16 protein-coding genes and 1 pseudogene are annotated in these 20,190 nt (G+C 65.9%); 14 read left to right on the forward strand and 3 right to left on the reverse strand.

What is annotated here, in order from left to right; translation table 11 throughout:
* The first annotated feature begins 46 nt into the window (after positions 1-46).
* On the forward strand, positions 47-1,252 hold the full coding sequence (locus PQT43_RS10325) for a DSD1 family PLP-dependent enzyme (RefSeq protein ID WP_253085895.1): 1,206 nt from the start codon (positions 47-49) through the stop codon (positions 1,250-1,252).
* A gap of 238 nt (positions 1,253-1,490) precedes the next feature.
* Here the strand turns inward: PQT43_RS10325 and PQT43_RS10330 are convergent, their stop codons facing one another.
* A complete protein-coding gene (locus PQT43_RS10330) occupies positions 1,491-2,441 on the reverse strand; it encodes a SphA family protein (protein ID WP_110596665.1) in 951 nt (316 codons plus the stop codon).
* Positions 2,442-2,701: 260 nt separating this feature from the next.
* Between PQT43_RS10330 and PQT43_RS10335 the strand changes: the two genes are divergently transcribed.
* The 3 genes from PQT43_RS10335 (at position 2,702) to PQT43_RS10345 (ending at position 5,875) form a co-directional block, all read left to right on the forward strand.
* Positions 2,702-3,739 carry an AraC family transcriptional regulator gene (locus PQT43_RS10335; RefSeq protein WP_272753814.1) on the forward strand — a complete coding sequence of 346 codons (1,038 nt, stop codon included), beginning with the start codon at positions 2,702-2,704 and terminating at the stop codon, positions 3,737-3,739.
* 262 nt (positions 3,740-4,001) lie between these two features.
* Complete coding sequence (locus PQT43_RS10340; protein ID WP_272753815.1) at positions 4,002-4,889, forward strand: Dyp-type peroxidase; 888 nt, start codon at positions 4,002-4,004, stop codon at positions 4,887-4,889.
* Entirely contained in the window at positions 4,886-5,875 is a 990-nt protein-coding gene (locus tag PQT43_RS10345; RefSeq protein ID WP_410897073.1) for a Gfo/Idh/MocA family protein, read from the forward strand. Before PQT43_RS10340 ends, PQT43_RS10345 begins: the two co-directional genes overlap by 4 nt.
* Before the next feature lie 61 nt (positions 5,876-5,936).
* Here PQT43_RS10345 and PQT43_RS10350 read toward each other — a convergent pair.
* Together PQT43_RS10350 and PQT43_RS10355 are read right to left on the reverse strand one after the other, a co-directional pair.
* Positions 5,937-6,277 (reverse strand): annotated as a pseudogene (locus PQT43_RS10350) (type II toxin-antitoxin system RelE/ParE family toxin).
* Between the two features lie 16 nt (positions 6,278-6,293).
* The gene (locus tag PQT43_RS10355) at positions 6,294-6,584 is read right to left on the reverse strand and encodes a type II toxin-antitoxin system ParD family antitoxin (RefSeq protein WP_253085883.1); all 291 of its coding nucleotides are present in this window, start codon (positions 6,582-6,584) and stop codon (positions 6,294-6,296) included.
* A gap of 167 nt (positions 6,585-6,751) precedes the next feature.
* Between PQT43_RS10355 and lexA the strand changes: the two genes are divergently transcribed.
* From lexA to PQT43_RS10405, 10 genes are all read left to right on the forward strand, one after another.
* Positions 6,752-7,369 carry a transcriptional repressor LexA gene (gene lexA, locus PQT43_RS10360; protein ID WP_102881589.1) on the forward strand — a complete coding sequence of 206 codons (618 nt, stop codon included), beginning with the start codon at positions 6,752-6,754 and terminating at the stop codon, positions 7,367-7,369.
* Entirely contained in the window at positions 7,369-7,986 is a 618-nt protein-coding gene (gene imuA, locus PQT43_RS10365) for a translesion DNA synthesis-associated protein ImuA (RefSeq protein ID WP_253085884.1), read from the forward strand. Before lexA ends, imuA begins: the two co-directional genes overlap by 1 nt.
* 7 nt (positions 7,987-7,993) lie before the next feature.
* On the forward strand, positions 7,994-9,409 hold the full coding sequence (locus tag PQT43_RS10370; RefSeq protein ID WP_272753816.1) for a Y-family DNA polymerase: 1,416 nt from the start codon (positions 7,994-7,996) through the stop codon (positions 9,407-9,409).
* Entirely contained in the window at positions 9,406-12,510 is a 3,105-nt protein-coding gene (locus tag PQT43_RS10375; RefSeq protein ID WP_272753817.1) for an error-prone DNA polymerase, read from the forward strand. The genes PQT43_RS10370 and PQT43_RS10375 overlap by 4 nt, the downstream gene beginning before the upstream one ends.
* A 665-nt stretch (positions 12,511-13,175) precedes the next feature.
* Positions 13,176-13,835: a CsgG/HfaB family protein gene (locus PQT43_RS10380; RefSeq protein ID WP_110596672.1), complete on the forward strand. Its 660-nt coding sequence runs from the start codon at positions 13,176-13,178 to the stop codon at positions 13,833-13,835.
* 28 nt (positions 13,836-13,863) lie between these two features.
* Entirely contained in the window at positions 13,864-14,235 is a 372-nt protein-coding gene (locus PQT43_RS10385) for a DUF4810 domain-containing protein (protein WP_272753818.1), read from the forward strand.
* Positions 14,232-14,891: a DUF799 domain-containing protein gene (locus tag PQT43_RS10390; protein WP_102864846.1), complete on the forward strand. Its 660-nt coding sequence runs from the start codon at positions 14,232-14,234 to the stop codon at positions 14,889-14,891. The genes PQT43_RS10385 and PQT43_RS10390 overlap by 4 nt, the downstream gene beginning before the upstream one ends.
* Before the next feature lie 238 nt (positions 14,892-15,129).
* A complete protein-coding gene (locus PQT43_RS10395) occupies positions 15,130-16,848 on the forward strand; it encodes an ATP-binding protein (RefSeq protein WP_267268487.1) in 1,719 nt (572 codons plus the stop codon).
* Between the two features lie 110 nt (positions 16,849-16,958).
* The gene (locus tag PQT43_RS10400; RefSeq protein ID WP_267268486.1) at positions 16,959-19,625 is read left to right on the forward strand and encodes an excinuclease ABC subunit UvrA; all 2,667 of its coding nucleotides are present in this window, start codon (positions 16,959-16,961) and stop codon (positions 19,623-19,625) included.
* A gap of 135 nt (positions 19,626-19,760) precedes the next feature.
* The gene (locus tag PQT43_RS10405; RefSeq protein WP_102881581.1) at positions 19,761-19,994 is read left to right on the forward strand and encodes a DUF465 domain-containing protein; all 234 of its coding nucleotides are present in this window, start codon (positions 19,761-19,763) and stop codon (positions 19,992-19,994) included.
* The last annotated feature ends 196 nt before the right edge of the window (positions 19,995-20,190 follow it).

Raw genomic sequence — 20,190 nt, forward strand, 5'->3', positions numbered from 1 at the left:
CGGCACCCTGGGGGCCGGTGTGTTGTTGGCCGGTGTCGGTGCCTGGCTGCGGCCCGGCGACCGGGGCGCGCCCTACAGCCCGTATTTCGCCGAACTCAATCGCGAGCTCAAGGCCAACGGGCCGATGCAGCCGGTGATGCTGATCGACCTGGATCGCCTGGACCACAACATCGATGTGGTCATGCAATCGGTGCAGCGCGGCGGCAAGCACCTGCGCCTGGTGGAAAAATCCCTGCCGTCGCCGGGGCTCCTGGCCTATATCGCCCAGCGTGCCGGCACCCGGCGCCTGATGTCCTTCCACCAGCCGTTTCTCAACCACGACGCCGAGGTGTTTGCCGACGCCGATATCCTCCTGGGCAAACCCTTGCCGATCCGCGCCGCCGAGCGCTTCTACCAGCAGCTCAAGGGCCCGTTCGACCCGCGCCGGCAACTGCAATGGCTGCTCGATACCCCCGAACGCCTGCAGCAATACCTCGGGCTGGCCCAGGGCCTGGGCACGCGGATGCGCATCAACATCGAGCTGGATGTGGGGCTGCATCGCGGTGGCGTGGCGGACCACGCCGTGCTCGGGCGGATGCTGGCGCTGATCAGCGCCAACCCCCGGCACCTGGAGTTTGCCGGGTTCATGGGCTACGACCCCTTTGTCGACATGGGCGTACCGGGGATTCTCGGGTCGCCGCAAAGCCTGTTCGATAAGGTCATGCAGCGCTACAACGGCTTTGCCGATTTCACCCGCCAGCAGTACCCGGCGCTATGGCAGGCCGAGCTGACCCTGAACACCGCCGGCAGCCCCAGCTATCGCCGGCACGAGCAGGAACGCCTGAGCAGCGAGGTCTCGGTGGGCACTGCGCTGCTCAAGCCCAGTCACTACGACCTGCCCTCCCTGGAGCAGCATGTGCCGGCTGCCTTTATCGCCACCCCGGTGCTCAAGAGTACCGGGCCGGTGCGGATCCCGGCCCTGGACGACCGGTCGCGGCTGTTGTCCTGGTGGGACCGCAACCAGCGCCAGACCTTCTTCATCTATGGCGGCCACTGGCTGGCGGATTTCGAATCGCCGGCGGGCTTGCAGAGCAACCAGCTGTTCGGTCGCAGTTCCAACCAGGAGATGGTCAACGGCTCCCGCGCCGTGGGCCTGCAGGTGGACGACCAGGTCTTCCTGCGTCCGCAGCAGAGCGAAGCGGTGCTCCTGCAATTTGGCGACCTGCTGGCGCTGCGCGGCGGACGCATCGTCGACCGCTGGCCGGTGTACTGATCCCACGCCCTGTAGCCGCTGCCGAGCTTTGGCGAGGCTGCGCAAAGGCCCGAAGGGCCTTGCCTGGCGATCTGCCGCCGAACCTCGAGCGGCCTCAAGATCCCCTCGTCTCCTTCGGAGCCGTTCGCAGCCTGCGGCAGCGGCTACACGAAACGCGGCCCGGCAACCGCCTGTAGCCGCTGCCGAGCTTTGGCGATCTGCCGCCGAACCCGTAGCGGCTTCAATTCTGCCGCGGGTTTCACAGGGCAAAAGGAATGCTCAGCTTGGCCCAGAGCATGTCGCCCTCGGGGCGGTTTTCCACGTCGAATTCCTTGGCCCAGCGAATTTCCGCGCTGGCGTATTCAAGAAAGCGCAGGTGTAGCGCCGGGCCGATGGCGAACACTTGCCCGCGCACCCCGTCACTCACGTCCTCGCCCATGAAGGTCACGGTCTTGCCGTATTGCTTGTCGTCGCTGGTCTGCTTCAGGTAGTAGCCGTTGAGCCCCAGGCTCAGGTTGTCGGTCAGGCGGTAGCTGGCCGAGTAGTCGAAGTGGAAGATCTGCCCGGAACGGTAGTCGGTGGCGTGGTTTTCCCGGTTGAAGCTGTAGGTGGTCTTGAACGACAGCTCGGTGCGTTCGCTGGGCAGCCAGGTCATGGAGAACAGCGGCTTGTAGGTGGTGAAGTTGTTGCTGGTGTTGGCCAGTCGCTCGGCATCGTATTGGCCCGTGGGCAGGGTCACTTCCACGGCCGCGCCCAGGGTCAGGCTGGGCCCCAGGTCCCAGAGAATGATCGGCGCGAAGGTGGTGTCGCCCATGCTTTCGCGGCGGTCGCTCTGGCCGTACAGCGACACCTGTTGGCGCAGGTAGGGCTGCGCCACGTAGCCCCCCAGGCGGCCGCCGAAGACCCGCAGCGGGCTCAGGTAATCCAGGCGCGGGATGATCGCGTCGGAGGTGATCTTGACTTCCTGCACCTTGCCGCCAAAGGCGCTGATGTCGAGCTTCTTGGCCTGGTAGTGGTTGTAGTAGAGGTTGAAGGCGAACATGTGTTCCGGGAGCTGGTCGGGGCTCAGGGGCAGCACGTAGAAGCCGTCGGTGCCGGGGCCGATGTTGTCGACCCCGGATTCGCTGGCCAGGGCATTCAGGCTGGCGCAGGTGGCCAGGGCTACGCCCAGGTGCAGGGGCAGAGAGCGAGTGAGGCGGGTCGGGTGCATGGTTGGGCTCATTCTTATTGTTAGTGAGGAGCGCGGCGGCAGGCGCGCCGCAGGCCCCATAGAAATAAGCCTTGGGCCGGGCGTGGGGCAGGGTATTGGCGGACAGGGAGGGGAACTTTGTCGGACAGGCCGCAATGCTTTGTTACATTCCTCCGTAAAACCCCGTGGGACGGGATATGCTGCAGCGGTCGGTGATGCCTTGGCACCGGCGGTAGCAGACAATAAAAACAGCCGCTCAAGCGGCCCGGAAGCCGATACCCATGCACATCAAAGCCGTCGATCCCCACGACCAGCTGGCCCTGGTTTCACCCTTCCTGTTGCAGACCCTGGCGGACGTCGCCACTGACAAAGGGATCAGCTCCGAACGCCTGTGTCGCGGCCTGGGCTTCACCCTGGAAGACCTGCAGGACCCGACCCTGCGCATCTCCTACCGCCAGGCGGTGGCGATGATCGAGCGCGCCCTGGCGGCGCTGCCCCAGCAAGGCCTGGGGCTCTGGGTCGGCAGCCGCAATGTGCTGGGCACCCTGGGCTTGCTGGGGCATGCCCTGTCCCTGTGCCGGACCCTGGGGGACGCCTTCGAGCTGGGCATCCGTCATCAGCACACCTCTGGGACCATCGTCAGCGCCGATCTCGGGCGTCAGGGCCAGGAGTTCTTTGTCGAGTTGCAATGCCGCCTGCCCTACGGCGAGGTGCAGATCTTTGCTGCGGAAGAGTTCTTCGCCAGCCTGCTGATCTATGGCCGGGCCCTGCTGAGCAGGGATTTCCAGGCCCTGCGGGTGGAATTCATGCATGCCGCGCCGGCCTACGCCGAGCTTTACGGGCAGTTGCTGGGCCCCCACGTCCGCTTCGGCTGCCTGCACGCGCGCATGGTGATCGAGGCTCGCTGGCTGCAGATGCCCTTGCCCAATCATCACCCAGTGGCCCTGCGCCAGGCCCTCAAGCTGCTGGAGCTGGAAAGCGCCCAGGTGCACCAGAAGATGGACCTGATCCAGGCGGTGGAGCGCGCCCTGAGCCGGGACCTGCGGGCCGGCAGCCATATCGAGCAGGTGGCGGGGGACCTGAACATGAGCGGGCGCACCCTGCGCCGGCGCCTGACCGAACACGGCCTGACCTTCGAAGCCCTGCTGGAGCGGGTGCGCCAGGCGCGGACCCTGAACCTCTTGGGCAACCCGGAGCTGTCCATCGAACGCATCACCGAAGAGGTGGGTTACAGCGACGTGCGCAGTTTCCGCCGGGCCTTCAAGCGCTGGACCGGGCTGAGCCCCAGCGCCTTTCGCGAAGAAGCGGCGCTGCATTGAAGACCGCCCCTGTAGCCGCTGCCGAGCCCGCGAGGCTGCGCAAAGGCCCGCAGGGCCTTGCTTGGCGATCGCCCGTCGAACCTCCAGCGGCCTTGAGAGGTTGGCGGCCCTTCGAGCCGTTCGCAGCCTGCGGCAGCGGCTACACAGATCCCGGCCCGGCATTTTCACCACGACCTTGCATCGCCGCTGCGCGCCCGTCTGTATCGACGCTGACGCCGACAGCTCAGGGCGGTAAACTCGCGGCCTTTATTCAGGAGTTCCCATGAGTTACTACCAGCCCGGCATCCTCGCTGCACCCGTTCCGTCCCAGGCCCGTCACCTGTTCTTTGCCCTTGAGTCCATCGAGGCGTTGCCCCAGGCCCTTGACCAGTTGCTGGCACGGGTGGACGGCGCAACGGCGGTCGCAGGCTTTGGCGCCTCGCTGGTCAAGGCCATGGGCGGCCGGGTTCAAGGGCTCAAGCCGTTTCCGGCGCTGACCGGCGTCGGCGTCGACAACCCTTCGACCCAGCACGCGCTGTGGGTCTGGCTGCACGGTGACGAGCGCGGCGAGCTGCTGCACCGCAGCAACGAGCTGGAGGCCGCGCTGGCCCCGGCCTTTCGTCTGGTCGGCATGCAGGAAGCCTTCCGCCACAAGAGCGGTCACGACCTGACCGGTTATGAAGATGGCACCGAGAACCCTCATGAAGAGGCCGCCGTGGCCGCGGCGCTGGCCGAGGGTGAAGACGGCCTGCGCGGTGGCAGCTTTGCCGCGATCCAGCAGTGGCAGCACGACTTCAAGGGCTTTGCCGCGATGCACCAGCAAGAGCGCGACCACATCATCGGCCGGCGCCTGAGCGATAACGAAGAACTGGACGATGCCCCGGAATCGGCCCACGTCAAGCGCACCGCCCAGGAAAGCTTCACCCCGGAGGCCTTCATGGTGCGCCGTTCGATGCCCTGGATCGAAGGTGACAAGGGCGGCCTGATGTTCCTCGCCTTCGGTCACAGCCTGAACGCCTTCGAAGTCCAGCTGCGGCGCATGAGCGGCCTGGAAGACGGCATCGTCGACGGCCTGTACCGCATGAGCCGGCCGATCACCGGTGGCTACTACTGGTGCCCGCCGCTGCACAACGGTCAGCTCGATCTGCGCGCGTTGCAAGCGCCGAAATGAACACCGAGGCCGGGTCGCTGCCCACCGTACGCTGGGGCATGATCGGTTGCGGCAGTGTCACCGAGCGCAAGAGCGGCCCGGCCTTCTACAAGGTTCCGGGTTCGGCGCTGGTGGCGGTGATGGGCCGCCGCCCCGAGGCGGTGCGCGACTATGCGCAGCGCCACGGCATTGCCCGCTGGTACACCGATGCCCAGGCCCTGATCGACGACCCCGAGGTGGACGCGGTGTACATCGCCACGCCCCCCGACAGCCATTACGCCTACAGCCTGCAAGTGGCCGCCGCCGGCAAGCATTGCTGCGTGGAAAAGCCCATGGCCTTGCATGCCGGGCAGAGCCTGGCCATGCAGCAGGCCTTTGAGCAGGCCGGACTGCACTTGTTCGTGGCCTATTACCGGCGTTCCTTGCCGCGTTTCCGGCAGGTGCGGCAATGGCTGGCGGACGGGCGCATCGGTGAGGTCCGGCACCTGCACTGGAGCCTGAGCAAGGCCGCTTCCGAGGCCGACCGCAGCGGCGCGGCCAACTGGCGGACCGACCCACAGATTGCCGGTGGCGGTTATTTCGCCGACCTGGCCAGCCATGGCCTGGACCTGTTCCAGTACCTGCTGGGGGACATCGTCGAGGTGGCCGGCATCAGCTCTCGCCAGGCCGGGCTGTATGCCGCCGAGGATGCAGTCAGCGCCAGCTGGCGCTTCGCTTGCGGGGCCCTGGGCAGCGGCGCATGGAACTTCGTCGCCGACCGCCGGGTGGACCGGGTGGAGATCATCGGCAGCCAGGGGCGCATCAGCTTTTCCGTGTTCGACGAGCATCCGCTGCAACTTGAAGCCGAAGAGACCCTGAGCCTGGTCATCGACAACCCCGTGCACATCCAGTGGCATCACGTGCAAGGCATGAACGCCCATATCCGCGGCCAGGCCCGGCACCCGGCCCTGGCCAGCGAAGCCCTGAAGACCGATTGGGTGATGGATCGGATTCTGCAGCGCGGCTGAGCCCGGGGCGCCTGCCTTTCGGGCTTCTTCGCCGGCAAGCCGGCTCCTGCGCAGGCGCCGATCATTGGGCAGGCAGGTGCAACTGAACGTCCATGGCGTCATGCAGCAACCTGACCACTTCGATCAGGCTCTCATCGATCACTCGATAAAACAGGACATGTCGTGGTTTCTTGACCTGGGCTTGAGGGTGCCGGGAGTGTTGGCGGGGATAAACAGGTGGTAGCTGCGAAGGCCCGTTGCGATGTCGTCACGCTCATGGTTGCCAACGTGCTGTGGGTTGCTGGCGAGATCGTGCAGGGCTCGCAGGATCAAGGCCTGATAGCGGACCTGGGCCGCTTCGCCAAAGTGTCTTTGGGAAAACCGCAGTGCGTCGACGATGTCGGTTCGGGCTGCATTGGAGATCCGCTACTGGACCCTCTCAGTGTTGCTCTTGATCCGTGGCGACCGCTTCCCGTCCCAGCTCATCCAGGTATTGCTGCAGGTTTTCTTCCCGCACCTGGCTGAAGCGTCCTTGTTGCAGGTCCGCGATACCGATCGCAGTGGCTTGGCGCAATGCCTCGATTTTCGCCGCGTCCTCGGCAATCCGTTGTTCCAGCAGACGCAAACCTTCGCGCATGACCTCGCTGGCGTTCTGATAGCGACCGGATTTGACCAGGTTGTTGATGAGCTGCTCTTGGTGGGCGGTGAGGACAACGTTTCGCGTTGGCATGTCGTGCTCCTGGGCTGGGCGTGTGAGGAAGGACGTTGGCTGGCGGCCGGATTCAGCCGTGAAGGGTGCTTGACGACCGCTGGCTGCGGGCGTTCATCGACTTCTACGCTGGTTTCCTGGCAGGACTGATTGGCGGTTCTTGTCAGATAAATCCGAGAGGAGTACAAATGTACTCCATGACGACTTTATCCCCCCGCCGCAGTGCCATCCTGACCTTTATCCGCGAACGCATCGCCGATCACGGCCAGCCCCCGAGCCTCGCTGAAATCAGCGAGGCTTTTGGTTTCGCCTCGCGCAGCGTGGCGCGCAAGCATGTGCTGGCGCTGACCGAGGCCGGGTTTATCGAGGTCAACCCCCATCAGGCCCGGGGCATTCGCCTGCTCAATCAGCCGCGGCGCCCGGAGCTGCTGGAGATCCCGGTGCTGGGGCGGGTGGCCGCCGGTGCGCCGATTGGCGTCGATGCCGAAATACACGGTCAGTTGTGGCTGGACCCGGGGATGTTCTCCCGCACTCCGGATTACCTGCTGCGGGTCCAGGGCGATTCGATGATCGATGACGGCATCCTCGACGGCGATCTGGTGGCGGTGCGCCGCAGCAGTGAGGTGCGCAACGGCCAGACGGTGATCGCCCGCCTGGACGGCGAGGTCACCATCAAGCGTTTCGAGCGCAAGGGGCAGGGCATTCGCCTGTTGCCGCGCAACCCGGCCTATCAGCCGATCGAGGTTACCGACGACCACGAACTGTTTATCGAAGGTGTGTTCTGCGGTCTGGTGAGGCCAGGCTGATGGGCGCCGTGGTCGCACTGGATACCCTGTTCAATGGCGGACGGGTGTGGAAAGGCCGCCCGGCGTCTGCGCCGGTCAGCCTGCACCCGACGGGGCATGCTGCTTTGGATGCGGTGCTGCCCACGGGCGGCTGGCCGGAGGCGGCGCTGACGGAAATCCTCATCGCCGCCCAGGGCCTGGGCGAGCTGCAGTTGCTGTGGCCGAGCCTGGCGCGGCTGACCGTAGCGGGGGAGCGGGTGGTGCTGGTGGCGCCACCGTTCGTGCCCTATCCCCAGGCCTGGCAGAACGCCGGGGTGGATGTGCGCCAGCTGTCGATCATCCAGGCCGGGGAGCGCGATGCCCTGTGGGCCGCCGAGCAATGCCTGCGTTCCGGCAGTTGCGGCGCGGTGCTGTGCTGGCCGCAACAGGTCGACGACCGCGCCCTGCGGCGCTTGCAGGTGGCGGCGGAAAGCGGCCAGACCCTGGCCTTCGCCTACCGGCCCCTGGACGCCGCGCACAACCCGTCACCGGCGGCCTTGAGGATCAGCGTGCAGGGCCGCCCTGTGCAGTTGCAGGTGCTCAAGTGCCGGGGCGGACTGGCCCATCCGGCGCCTATTGCCTGGCCCGCCGGGCACTGAGGTTGGCATGCGTTGGGTGTGCATTCTGTTCCCGCAATTGGCGCTGGACGCGGTGTTGCGTCAGCGCGCCGAACCCGAGGCGCCCCTGGCGCTGCTCAGTGGCACCCCGCAGCGTCGAGTGATCCAGGCGGTGAACGGCGCCGCCCGCGAGCTGGGCCTGCGCCCCGGGCAATCGCTGACCGCTGCCCAGGCCCTGACCAAGGCTTTTGCCAGCGCCGAATACGACCCGCAGCAGATCGAGCACTGGCAGCAGTTTCTGGCCGCCTGGGCCTACGGTTTCAGCTCCCAGGTCAGCGTTGCCTACCCCCGTACCCTGGTGCTGGAGATCGAGTCCAGCCTGGGCCTGTTCGGCCCCTGGCCGCAGTTGGAGGCGCGCCTGCGCCGGGAGTTGCAGGCCCTGGGCTTTCGTCATCGCATCGTCGCCGCGCCCAACCCGGCGGCGGCCCGGGTCCTGGCCAATGCCTATGACGGCTTGGCGGTGGCCGACTGCGCGGCCCTGGTCCAGGCCTTGGGAGCCATGCCCATCGAGCGCCTGGGCCTGGCCCCGGAGCAGGCCACGGCCCTGTCGCGCATGGGGGTGCGCAGCTTCGAGCAACTGCGCGAGCTGCCCCGGTCCAGCCTGGCCCGGCGTTTTGACGGCCGCTTGCTCAAGCACCTGGACACCTTGCTCGGCGAGCGTCCGCTGGGGCTGGCGTTCTATCAGCCGCCGGATCGTTTCGACCTGCGCATCGAGCTGAATTTCGATGTGCTGTCCCATCAGGCGCTGCTGTTCCCCTTGCGCCGGCTGACCGCCGATCTGGCGGCCTTTCTCTGTGGCCGCGACAGCGGCGTGCAGCGTTTCGCCCTGCACCTGGAACATGCCGAAGGCGCCGACACCCTGATCCCGGTGGGGCTGCTCAGTGCCGAGCGCGATCCGGCGATGCTGTTTGAACTGGCCCGCGGGCGTCTGGAGCAGATCCAGGTGCCGGCGCCGGTGCGCAACCTGCGGCTGGTGGCCGAGGACTTGCCGCTGTTCGTGCCCCAGCACACTGAACTGTTCGATCCGCGTCCGCAGCAGAACCTGCCCTGGGAGCAGTTGCGCGAACGCCTGCGGGCCCGCCTGGGGGATGACGCGGTGCAGGGCCTGGGGCATCGCGCCGATCACCGGCCGGAGCGCAGTTGGCAGCCCCAGACTGATCCGCACCCCTGTCCGGCCAGCCCCGGATTGCGCCGTCCTGGCTGGCTGTTCACTGAACCCCAGGCCCTGAACGAAGGCAGCGTGCGGATTCTCATAGGCCCGGAGCGCATCGAGTCCGGCTGGTGGGACGGCGCCGACGTGCGCCGCGACTATTACCTGATCGAAACCTGCGCCGGCCAGCAGGGCTGGGCCTATCGTCAGGTCGGCGAGCCCGGGCCCTTGCTGCTGCAAGGCTGGTTCGCATGAGCGCCTACGCCGAGCTGCACTGCCTGTCCAACTTCAGTTTCCAGCGTGGTGCTTCCAGTGCCCAGGAACTGTTCCAGCGCGCCAAGGCCCTGGACTATCAGGCCCTGGCGATCACTGATGAATGCACCCTGGCGGGGATTGTCCGGGCCTGGCAGGCCTCACGCGATACTGGCCTCAAGCTGATCATCGGCAGCGAAATGCAGGTCGAGGACGGCCCGCGCCTGGTGCTGCTGGTGGAGGACCTGGCGGGTTACCAGGGCCTGTGCCGGTTGATCACCCGGGCCCGGCGCCGGGCCGAGAAGGGCCGCTATCGCCTGCTGCGCGAAGACTTTGCCGAACCGCTGCCGGGGCTGCTGGCCCTGTGGCTGGCGGACGATGGCCCGGCGCCGGACCACGGCCACTGGCTGCGCCAGATATTCCCCGAGCGCCTGTGGCTGGCGCTGGAACTGCATTGCGGCCAGGACGATGCCCAGCGCCTGCAACAGCGGCTGGCCCTGGCCGCGCAATGGGGGCTGCCGGCCGTGGCCTGTGGCGATGTGCACATGCATGTGCGCGGGCGCCGGGCGCTGCAGGACACCATGACCGCGATCCGCCATCACCTGCCGGTGGCCGAGGCCGGGCAGCGCCTGTTCGCCAATGGCGAGCGTCACCTGCGGCCCATCGAAGTGCTGCAAGGGCTGTATCCCCAAACCCTGCTCGACGAGTCGCTGACCATCGCCGGGCGTTGCGCTTTCGACCTCGGCCAACTGCGCTACCAATATCCCCGGGAGCTGGTGCCCGAGGGGCATGACGCCGGGTCCTGGCTGCGGGTGCTGACCCAGCGCGGCATTCTGCGCCGCTGGCCGGCCGGGGCTCGGGCCGAGGTGCTGAAGCAGATCGACAAGGAGCTCACGCTGATTTGCGACCTGGGCTACGAGAGTTATTTCCTCACCGTGCACGACATCGTCGATTTTGCCCGGCGCCAGCACATTCTCTGCCAGGGCCGGGGTTCGGCGGCCAACTCGGTGGTGTGTTTCGCCCTCGGTATCACCGAGATCGATCCGGACCGCTCGACCCTGTTGTTCGAGCGCTTCCTGTCCAGGGAACGCAACGAGCCGCCGGACATCGACGTCGATTTCGAGCACGAGCGCCGCGAAGAGGTGCTGCAGTACGTGTTCCAGCGTTACGGCCGGCATCGCGCGGCGCTGACCGCCGTGGTCAGCACCTACCACGGCGCCGGGGCGGTGCGCGATGTGGCCAAGGCCCTGGGCCTGCCGCCGGATCAGGTCAATGCCCTGGCCGACTGCTGCGGCCATTGGAGCGATACGCCGCCCAGTGTCGAGCGACTGCAGGAGGCTGGGTTCGATCCCGAGAGCCCGGTGCTACGCCGGGTCCTGAGCCTGACCGGGCAGTTGATCGGCTTTCCCCGGCACCTGTCCCAGCACCCCGGTGGCTTCGTGATTTCCGAGCAGCCCCTGGACCATCTGGTGCCAGTGGAAAACGCGACGATGGCCGAGCGCACGGTGATCCAGTGGGACAAGGACGACCTGGACATGGTCGGCCTACTCAAGGTGGACATTCTGGCCCTGGGCATGCTCAGCGCCATCCGCCGTTGCTTCGACCTCATCCATGGCTACCGCGGCCAGCGCTACAGCCTCACCAGCATTCCGGCCGAAGACCCGGCCACTTACCAGATGATCGGCCGCGCCGACACCATTGGCGTGTTCCAGATCGAGTCCCGGGCGCAGATGTCGATGCTGCCCCGGCTCAAGCCGCAGAACTTCTATGACCTGGTGATCGAGGTGGCCATCGTCCGCCCCGGGCCGATCCAGGGTGGCATGGTGCATCCCTACCTGCGTCGGCGTAACCGTGAAGAGCCGGAGACGTATCCGTCGCCGAAGTTGGAAGCGGTGCTCAAGCGAACTCTGGGCGTGCCGCTGTTTCAGGAGCAGGTGATGCAGATCGCCATTGTTGCTGCCGACTACACCCCGGGGGAGGCCGACCAGTTGCGCCGTTCCATGGCCGCCTGGAAGCGCCATGGCGGCCTGGAGCCGCACCGCGAACGGCTGCGCAAAGGCATGCGCAAGAACGGTTACAGCGACGAGTTCGCGGCGCAGATCTTCGAGCAGATCAAGGGCTTTGGCAGCTATGGCTTTCCCGAATCCCATGCCGCCAGTTTTGCCTTGCTGACCTACGCCAGTTGCTGGCTCAAGTGCCACGAACCGGCGGCCTTCGCCTGCGCCCTGATCAACAGCTGGCCGATGGGCTTCTACAGTCCGGACCAGATCCTCCAGGACGCTCGGCGTCATGGTCTGCAGATCCTGCCGGTGGATGTGAGCGCCAGTGACTGGGACTGCAGCCTGGAGCCGCTCCCTGCCCAACCCGGACGCGCTGAAAAGGGCCTGTCCGGGCAGCCTGCCGTGCGCCTGGGGCTGCGCATGATCAAGGGCTTTCGCCAGGAGGACGGCCAACGCATCGAGAGCGCACGCCGGCAGCGGGTCTTTGTCGATATTGCCGACCTGGCCGAGCGCGCCCGGCTGGATGTCCGCGCCCAGGAGCTGCTGGCGGATGCCGGCGCCTTGCGGGCGCTGGCCGGGGATCGCTACCGGGCGCGCTGGGAAGTGGCCGGGGTGGAGAAGCAACTGGGGTTGTTCGCCGAGCTGCCACGCCAGGAGGAGGCCCCGGTGAACCTGCCCCGGCCCAGCGTCGGCGAAGACTTGCAGGCCGATTACCACAGCCTCGGCACCACCCTGGGGCCCCATCCTTTGGCGCTGCTGCGCGCGCAGCTCAAGGCCCGGCGCTGCCGCAGTTCCCGGGAACTGCTGGAGGTGGAGCACGGGCGTTCGGTGAGCGTGGCCGGGCTGGTCACCGGACGCCAGCGCCCGGGCACTGCCAGCGGGGTGACCTTCGTCACCCTGGAAGATGAGTTCGGCAACGTCAATGTAGTGGTCTGGCGCGACCTGGCCGAACACCAGCGTCGGATACTGGTGGGTTCGCAGTTGCTTAAGGTCGACGGCACCCTGGAAACCGTGGGTGAAGTGCGCCACCTGATTGCCGGGCGCCTGACGGATCTGAGCCCGTTGCTGGATGGCATCAGCGTGCGCAGTCGGGACTTTCGCTGACTGCCGCCGAGTCTCTAGCGGTCTCAGGACTTTTGCGTCTCCTACGTCGGAATGCCGCCCAAGCCGTTCGCAGCCTGCGGCAGCGGCTACAAAAGCCTGGCTCTGCACTGGCCTGTAGCCGCTGCCGAGCTTTGGCGAGGCTGCGCAAAGGTCCGCAGGGCCTTGCTTGGCGATCTGCCGCCGGACCTCTAGCGGTCTCAAGACTTTGCGTCTCCTGCGGAGCCGTTCGCAGCCTGCGGCAGCGGCTACAAAAGCCTGGCTCGGCATTGGCCTGTAGCCGCTGCCGAGCTTTGGCGAGGCTGCGCAAAGGCCCGCAGGGCCTTGCTTGGCGATCTGCCGCCGAGCCTCTAGCGATCTCAGGACTTTGCGTCTCCTGCGGAGCCGTTCGCAGTCTGCGGCAGCGGCGACACAGATCCCGGCCCGAGGTTTTGCGAGCGATCACAGGTGGACGCTAATGATTTTTTATTCCTTTTCGGCCTGATGGCGCTTTGGCATAATCGCCGCCGATGATGCCCCCTGCATCAAGTTTCAGAACGTCCCGCCGATGCTTTTCGAGCCCGCACAGACTGGGGCCAGAGACTTACGGCAGGGCGAAAGTGCATCTACATGGTGCACCCAAATGGATACTCAAAAAGGAACCTAGAGTGAGAGTGATCTCGAAGTTGATGTTGTCCGCTGCAGCACTGGCGGTGCTGACGGGCATGAGCGGTTGCGCCACTGAAAGCTCCCGCGCCTTGCCGGTGGAAAAGGTCCAGAGCGCCAGCCAGGTGTGGACCGGGGCCCGGGTGCCGATGGCGGTGGGCAAGTTCGATAACCGTTCCAGCTACATGCGCGGGATTTTCTCCGACGGCGTCGACCGCCTCGGCGGTCAGGCCAAGACCATCCTCATCACCCACCTGCAGCAGACCAACCGTTTCAACGTGCTGGACCGCGACAACATGGGCGAGATCCAGCAGGAAGCGGCGATCAAGGGCCAGGCGCAGAAACTCAAGGGCGCGGATTTTGTGGTCACCGGCGACGTCACCGAGTTCGGCCGCAAGGAAACCGGCGACCACCAGCTGTTCGGTATTCTCGGCCGCGGCAAGACCCAGGTGGCCTACGCCAAGGTGGCGTTGAACATCGTCAATATCAGCACTTCCGAAGTGGTGTATTCCACCCAGGGTGCCGGCGAGTATGCCCTGTCCAACCGTGAAGTGATCGGTTTTGGCGGCACCGCTTCCTACGACTCGACCCTCAACGGCAAGGTGCTGGACCTGGCCATGCGCGAGGCGGTCAACCGCATGGTCGAAGCCATCGATACCGGGGCCTGGAAACCCGGCCGCTGATCAATATTGCTGACAGGGAGACGTAAGCATGTTCAAGACCATCACCGCGCGGCCACTGCTGGCTGGCGCCTTGCTGGGCAGCGTTTTGCTGGCCGGTTGCAGCGGGCCGAAGACGCTGTACCAGTGGGAAACCTATCAGGTCCAGACCTACGAATACTTCAAGGGCGAGGAAGCCCGCGAGGCCCAGGTCGAAGCGCTGGAGCGCGACCTGCAGAAGATCAAGTCCACCGGCAAGGCGGTGCCGCCGGGTTACCATGCCCACCTGGGCATGCTCTATGCGGGCCTGGGCAAGGATGACCAGATGGTGCAGCAGTTCAATACCGAGAAGGCGCTGTTCCCCGAGTCCGCCTCGTACATGGACTTTCTGTTGAAGAACGCCAAGCAGGGAGCCGCCCAATGAACTTCACCACCTTGCGCAACCTCCTGGGCCTGTTGAGCGTCAGCCTGCTGGTGGGCTGCGCCGCGCCCAAGACCGTGGACTATTCGGCCTACAAGCAGGCCCGGCCGAAGTCGATCCTGGTGCTGCCGCCGCTCAATGAGTCGCCGGACGTCAAGGCCACCTACAGCATGCTGTCCCAGGTGACCTTTCCCCTGGCCGAAGCCGGTTACTACGTGATGCCGATTGCCGTGGTGGATGAAACCTTCCGCCACAACGGCCTGACCAACCCAGCGGACATCCACGGCCTGTCGCCGGCCAAGCTCAACCAGATCTTCGGCGCCGACGCCGGGCTGTACATCACGGTCAAGGAATATGGCACCAGCTACATGCTGATCAGCAGCGAGACCGTGGTCACCGCCAGCGCCACCCTGGTGGACCTCAAAACCGGCACCACCCTGTGGACCGGCAGCGCTCGCGCCTCCAGCGAGGAAGGCAACAGCGGCAACAGCGGCGGCCTGGTGGGCATGCTGATCACTGCAGCGGTGAAGCAGATCATCAACACCTCCACCGACGCCGGGCACCCGATCGCCGGCATCACCAGCCAGCGCCTGCTGTCGGCCGGGCAACGCACCGGTCTGCTGTACGGTCCGCGCTCGCCGAAATACGGCACCGACTGAGGTCCTTGCGGGCGGGCAATCCGCCCATTGTCTGGGAGGCGCTTGCTGGCGTCCTCCTGGACTGGCCGGGATCGCCTATCCTGTCTCTTCAGTGCTGTTGAACCGGGCGTGTCCAGGTTTTCCGGTCCAGGGCTGAAAACCGTGAAACCATCCGCCCGGGCCGTGCTCAAAGGCTCTGGAGGCTGTGCGCAACCTCTTGAAAACCCATGCTGTATCACGTTTTTCGTAGAGTCCGTTCATGCCGTTCTTATCAGATCATCACGGGTGCCAGGGGTGGAAAGGCGAGATGGCCGAACGCATCCGTGCCTTCGACTGGTCCGTCACCAGCCTGGGTTCATTGCAGCACTGGAGCCATAGCCTGCGCAGCACAGTGCAACTGATGCTCGGCTCGCCGGTGCCGATGGTGATGCTCTGGGGGCCGCTGGGCTACATGATCTACAACGATGCCTACGCGGTGTTCGCTGGCGGGCGCCACCCTTATCTGCTGGGTTGCGCGGTGGAGCTGGGCTGGCCGGAAGTGGCCGAGTTCAATCGCGGCGTGATGAACACCTGCCTCAGTGGCGGCACCTTGTCCTACCGCAACAAGGAACTGGTGCTGCTGCGCAACGGCGAACCGGAAAACGTCTGGCTGGACCTCTACTACAGCCCGGTGGCCGGTGACGACCAGGCGCCGGCCGGGGTCATTGCCATCGTCGTGGAAACCACCGCCCATGTGATTTCCGAGCAGCGCCGGCAGGCCGCCGAAGATGACCTGCGGCAGATGACCCGCAACCTTGAGCAGCGGGTGCTGGAGGAGGTCAATGCACGGCTGAGCGCCGAGGAGCAGTTGCGTCAAGCACAGAAGCTTGAAGCCATTGGCGGCCTCACCGGTGGCGTGGCCCATGACTTCAATAACCTGCTGCAAGTGATTTCCGGCAACCTGCACCTGCTGGCCCGCCATGAGCCGGACAACGCCAATGTGCAGCGCCGTACCGGGGCCGCACTGGCGGCGGTGGAGCGCGGGGCCAAGCTGTCGGCCCAACTGTTGGCCTTTGCCCGGCGCCAGCCGTTGTCGCCGGCGATCTACAACCCTCGCCATCTGTACGAGGGGCTGGGTGAACTGCTGCAGCGCGCCCTGGGTGAAACCATTGCTATCAAGGTGCAACTGCCCGACCAACCCTGGTGCATCCATGTGGATCGCAATCAGTTGGAAAACGCCGTGCTCAACCTGGCAATCAATGCCCGGGACGCCATGGGCGGCGAGGGCACCATCAGCATCAGCGCGGAGAATCTGCTGCTGGACCGCAGCTTCTGTACCGGCAAGGACATCAACCCCGGCGAGTACCTGCGCCTGACCGTGGCCGACAGCGGCAGCGGCATGTCCCCTGAAGTGCTCAAGCAGGCTTTCGAGCCGTTTTTCACCACCAAGTCCGACGGCCATGGCACTGGCCTGGGCCTGAGCATGGTGTTCGGGTTCGTCAAGCAGAGCGGCGGCCATATCGACATCCTCAGCCTTCCCGGGCAAGGCACCCGGGTGCAGATGTATTTCGCCCGCAGTGTCGCTCAGGAGGCCCAGCGTGCATCGGCCTGCCCGGCGCGTGGGCGAACAGGGCAGGAACGCATCCTGGTGGTGGAGGATAACGCCGATGTGCGCAGTGCGGCGGTGGAAATGCTCAAGCACGAGGGCTACTGGGTGCGTACCGCGGCCAATGGCGATGCCGCCATGCAATTGCTGATGGCAGGGCTCAAGGTCGATCTGATCTTCACTGATGTGGTGATGCCCGGTCTGATCAAGAGCACCGATCTGGCCACCTGGGCCAGGACCCAGGCACCGCCGATTGCGGTGCTGTTCACCTCGGGGCACACCCGGGACATGATTTCGCGCAATCATCAGCTCAGCCCGGACACTCATCTGTTGAGCAAGCCTTACGGCCCCGAGGACCTGAGCGCCATGGTGCGCTCCTTGCTGGGGGCCTGAGTCCTTTCCGCGCCGCCGCTTCAGGACTTGCCCCGGCACCTGCAGGTTGTGTGATGATCGCCGCTCGCGCCGTTTGCGACACTTCCCGAATTTCGACTCCAGGCAGGTCCATGACTTCTTCGCGCAACGCCCCCCGTGATCCCCTGACGAGCACGCTGCCCACCCACAGTTCCGGCTTTGTCCGGGTGCGGGGCGCCCGCGAACACAACCTGAAGAATGTCGACGTGGACATTCCCCGGGATGCCCTGGTGGTGTTCAGTGGGGTGTCCGGCTCGGGCAAGTCGTCCCTGGCCTTCTCGACCTTGTATGCCGAGGCCCAGCGCCGCTACTTCGAATCGGTGGCGCCCTATGCCCGACGGCTGATCGATCAGGTGGGGGTGCCGGATGTGGACCGGATCGACGGCCTGCCGCCGGCGGTGGCCCTGCAACAGCAGCGCGGTACGCCGAGCACGCGTTCTTCGGTGGGCAGCGTGACCACCTTGTCCAGCCTGGTGCGCATGCTCTATTCCCGGGCCGGCAGTTACCCGCCGGGGCAGGCGATGCTGTATGCCGAGGACTTCTCGCCGAACACACCCCAGGGTGCCTGCCCCGAGTGTCACGGCCTGGGCCGGGTGTATGAGGTCAACGAAGCGACCATGGTCCCGGACCCTTCGCTGACCATCCGCCAGCGCGCCGTGGCTTCCTGGCCCTTGGCCTGGCAGGGGCAGAACCTGCGGGACATCCTGGTGACCCTGGGCTACGACGTGGACATTCCCTGGCGCGACCTGCCGAAAAAGCAGCGCGACTGGATTCTCTTCACCGAGGAAACCCCCACGGTGCCGGTGTACGCCGGGCTGACGCCGGAGCAGACCCGCGAAGCCCTAAAGCGTAAACAGGAGCCCAGCTACATGGGCACCTTCAGTGGTGCCCGGCGCTACGTGTTGCACACCTTCACCCACACCCAGAGTGCGCTGATGAAAAAGCGCGTGTCGCAATTCATGCGCGGCAGCCCGTGCCCGCTGTGCGCAGGCAAGCGCCTCAAGCGCGAGGCGCTGGCGGTGACCTTTGCCGGGCTGGATATTGGCGAACTGTCGCGCCTGCCGTTGCTGCAACTGGCCGAGGTGCTCCGGCCTGTGGCGGCGGCCGACTACCTGGAGCAGGCGGCGGCCGGTGATGAGGTGCTGAGCCAGGCGCAGACCCGGGCTGCGCGCCAGCAGCGCCATGCCCAGGGTGCCCCGGAGCACCGTGGCGCGCCGGATGTGCGGCATACCCCCAACCTGTCCCTGGAGAAGCGCCTGGCCGCGCAACGCATCGCCCAGGATCTGCTGGAACGGGTCAGCACCCTGACTGACCTGGGGCTGGGTTACCTGGCCCTTGAGCGCAGCACCCCGACCCTGTCGTCCGGCGAGTTGCAGCGCCTGCGCCTGGCCACGCAATTGGGGTCGCAGTTGTTCGGGGTGATCTATGTGCTGGATGAGCCTTCGGCGGGCCTGCACCCGGCGGACGCGCAGGCCCTGTTCGAGGCCTTGCAGCGACTCAAGGCCGCGGGCAACTCAGTGTTTGTGGTGGAGCACGATGTGCAGACCATGCGCCGCGCCGACTGGCTGGTGGACGTTGGCCCGGCGGCGGGGGAGCGCGGCGGCCAGGTGCTGTATAGCGGGCCGCCAGCCGGGTTGGCAGCCGTCGAAGCCTCCCAGACCCGGGCCTATCTGTTTGCCGAACAGGCCCCGGCCCGGCGTACTCCGCGCCAGCCCCGGGAGTGGCTGCGCCTGGAGGGCATCACCCGCAATAACCTCAAGGACCTGGACGCGGCGTTTCCCCTGGGCTGTTTCACCGCCGTGACCGGGGTTTCCGGTTCCGGTAAATCCAGCCTGGTGAGTCAGGCCCTGCTGGAACTGGTGGGGGCCCACCTGGGTAAGGTGGCCGGCGGCGAGGAGGCGCCGCAGCTGGACCTGGAAGACGATGAACCGCAGAGCAGCGGCGGCCGGGTCAGTGCCGGCCTGGAGCAGATCAAGCGCCTGGTGCAGGTGGACCAGAAACCCATCGGCCGTACCCCGCGCTCCAATCTGGCGACCTACACCGGGTTGTTCGATCAGGTGCGCAAGTTGTTTGCCGCCACCCCCGCCGCCCGGGAGCGCGGCTTTGACGCCGGACAGTTTTCCTTCAACGTGGCCAAGGGCCGTTGCTCGGCCTGCGAGGGCGAAGGCTTTGTCAGCGTCGAGTTGCTGTTCATGCCCAGCGTCTTCGCCCCGTGCCCCACTTGCCATGGGGCCCGTTACCACCCCGAGACTCTGGCCGTGACCTGGCAGGGCTTGAACATCGCCCAGGTACTGCAACTGAGTGTCGAGCAGGCCTTGCCGGTGTTCGCGCAACAGCCCGGCATCCGTCGCGCTTTGCAAGTGCTGCGCGACATCGGCCTGGACTACCTGCGCCTGGGCCAGCCGGCCACCGAGCTCTCCGGCGGCGAGGCTCAGCGCATCAAACTGGCCACCGAGCTGCAACGCAATGCCCGGGGCGCCACCCTGTACGTGCTGGACGAACCCACCACCGGCCTGCACCCACGGGATGTGGACCGTCTGCTGGAACAGTTGGACAAACTGGTGGAGGCGGGCCACAGCGTGGTGGTGGTCGAGCATGACATGCGCCTGGTGGCCCAGGCCGACTGGGTCATGGACATCGGCCCGGGCGCGGGCGACCAGGGCGGCACCCTGGTGGCCTGCGGCACGCCGGCGCATGTGGCCACGCAGCGCAACAGCCGTACCGCGGCGTTTCTGGCCCAGGCCCTGGCCGGAAATTGATCCAGAACAGGGGCCCGTGACGAACGGTTACCGCTGGTCTGATTGGCGGTCGACAGACCCGGGGCGCCAAGCCCATTCTGATCACTGGCAGGGGCGTAATGAAGCCCTTGTTGCCATCAACCACGGAGGTGTTCCATGCCGGTGATCCACGACCTTTACCAGGACCTGAGCTGCAGCAAAGAGGACATTCAACAGCGTCGGGCCAGTGACCCCCACCTGAATGCGCTGTTCGACAAGTACGCCAGCATCGACAACCAGGTGCTCAAGGCCGAAGCAGCCGCCGCCGCAGACGACGAACTGAAGAAACTCAAGGAAAAGCGCCTGCTGATCAAGGATGAGATCTCCGAGAAACTCACCGCCCGTTCCTGAGCCCCCCTGTGACAAGGGCCTGACAACGTCAGCAATCCTTCGCGCAATGACAGCGGCGCTAATCGATAGTGAGCCGCTGGCAGGGGCAAGGTAGCGAGTGGACTTGTACCTCTCAGGTTGCAGAGCTGATAGCCGGATCACAACAAAATATGCTGCAGCGCATCACCTACGGTGGCATCCAGTCTGGGAGGGATAG

The organism is Pseudomonas sp. BLCC-B112, from assembly GCF_028550695.1.
GTDB classification, from domain to species: Bacteria; Pseudomonadota; Gammaproteobacteria; order Pseudomonadales; family Pseudomonadaceae; genus Aquipseudomonas; species Aquipseudomonas danubii.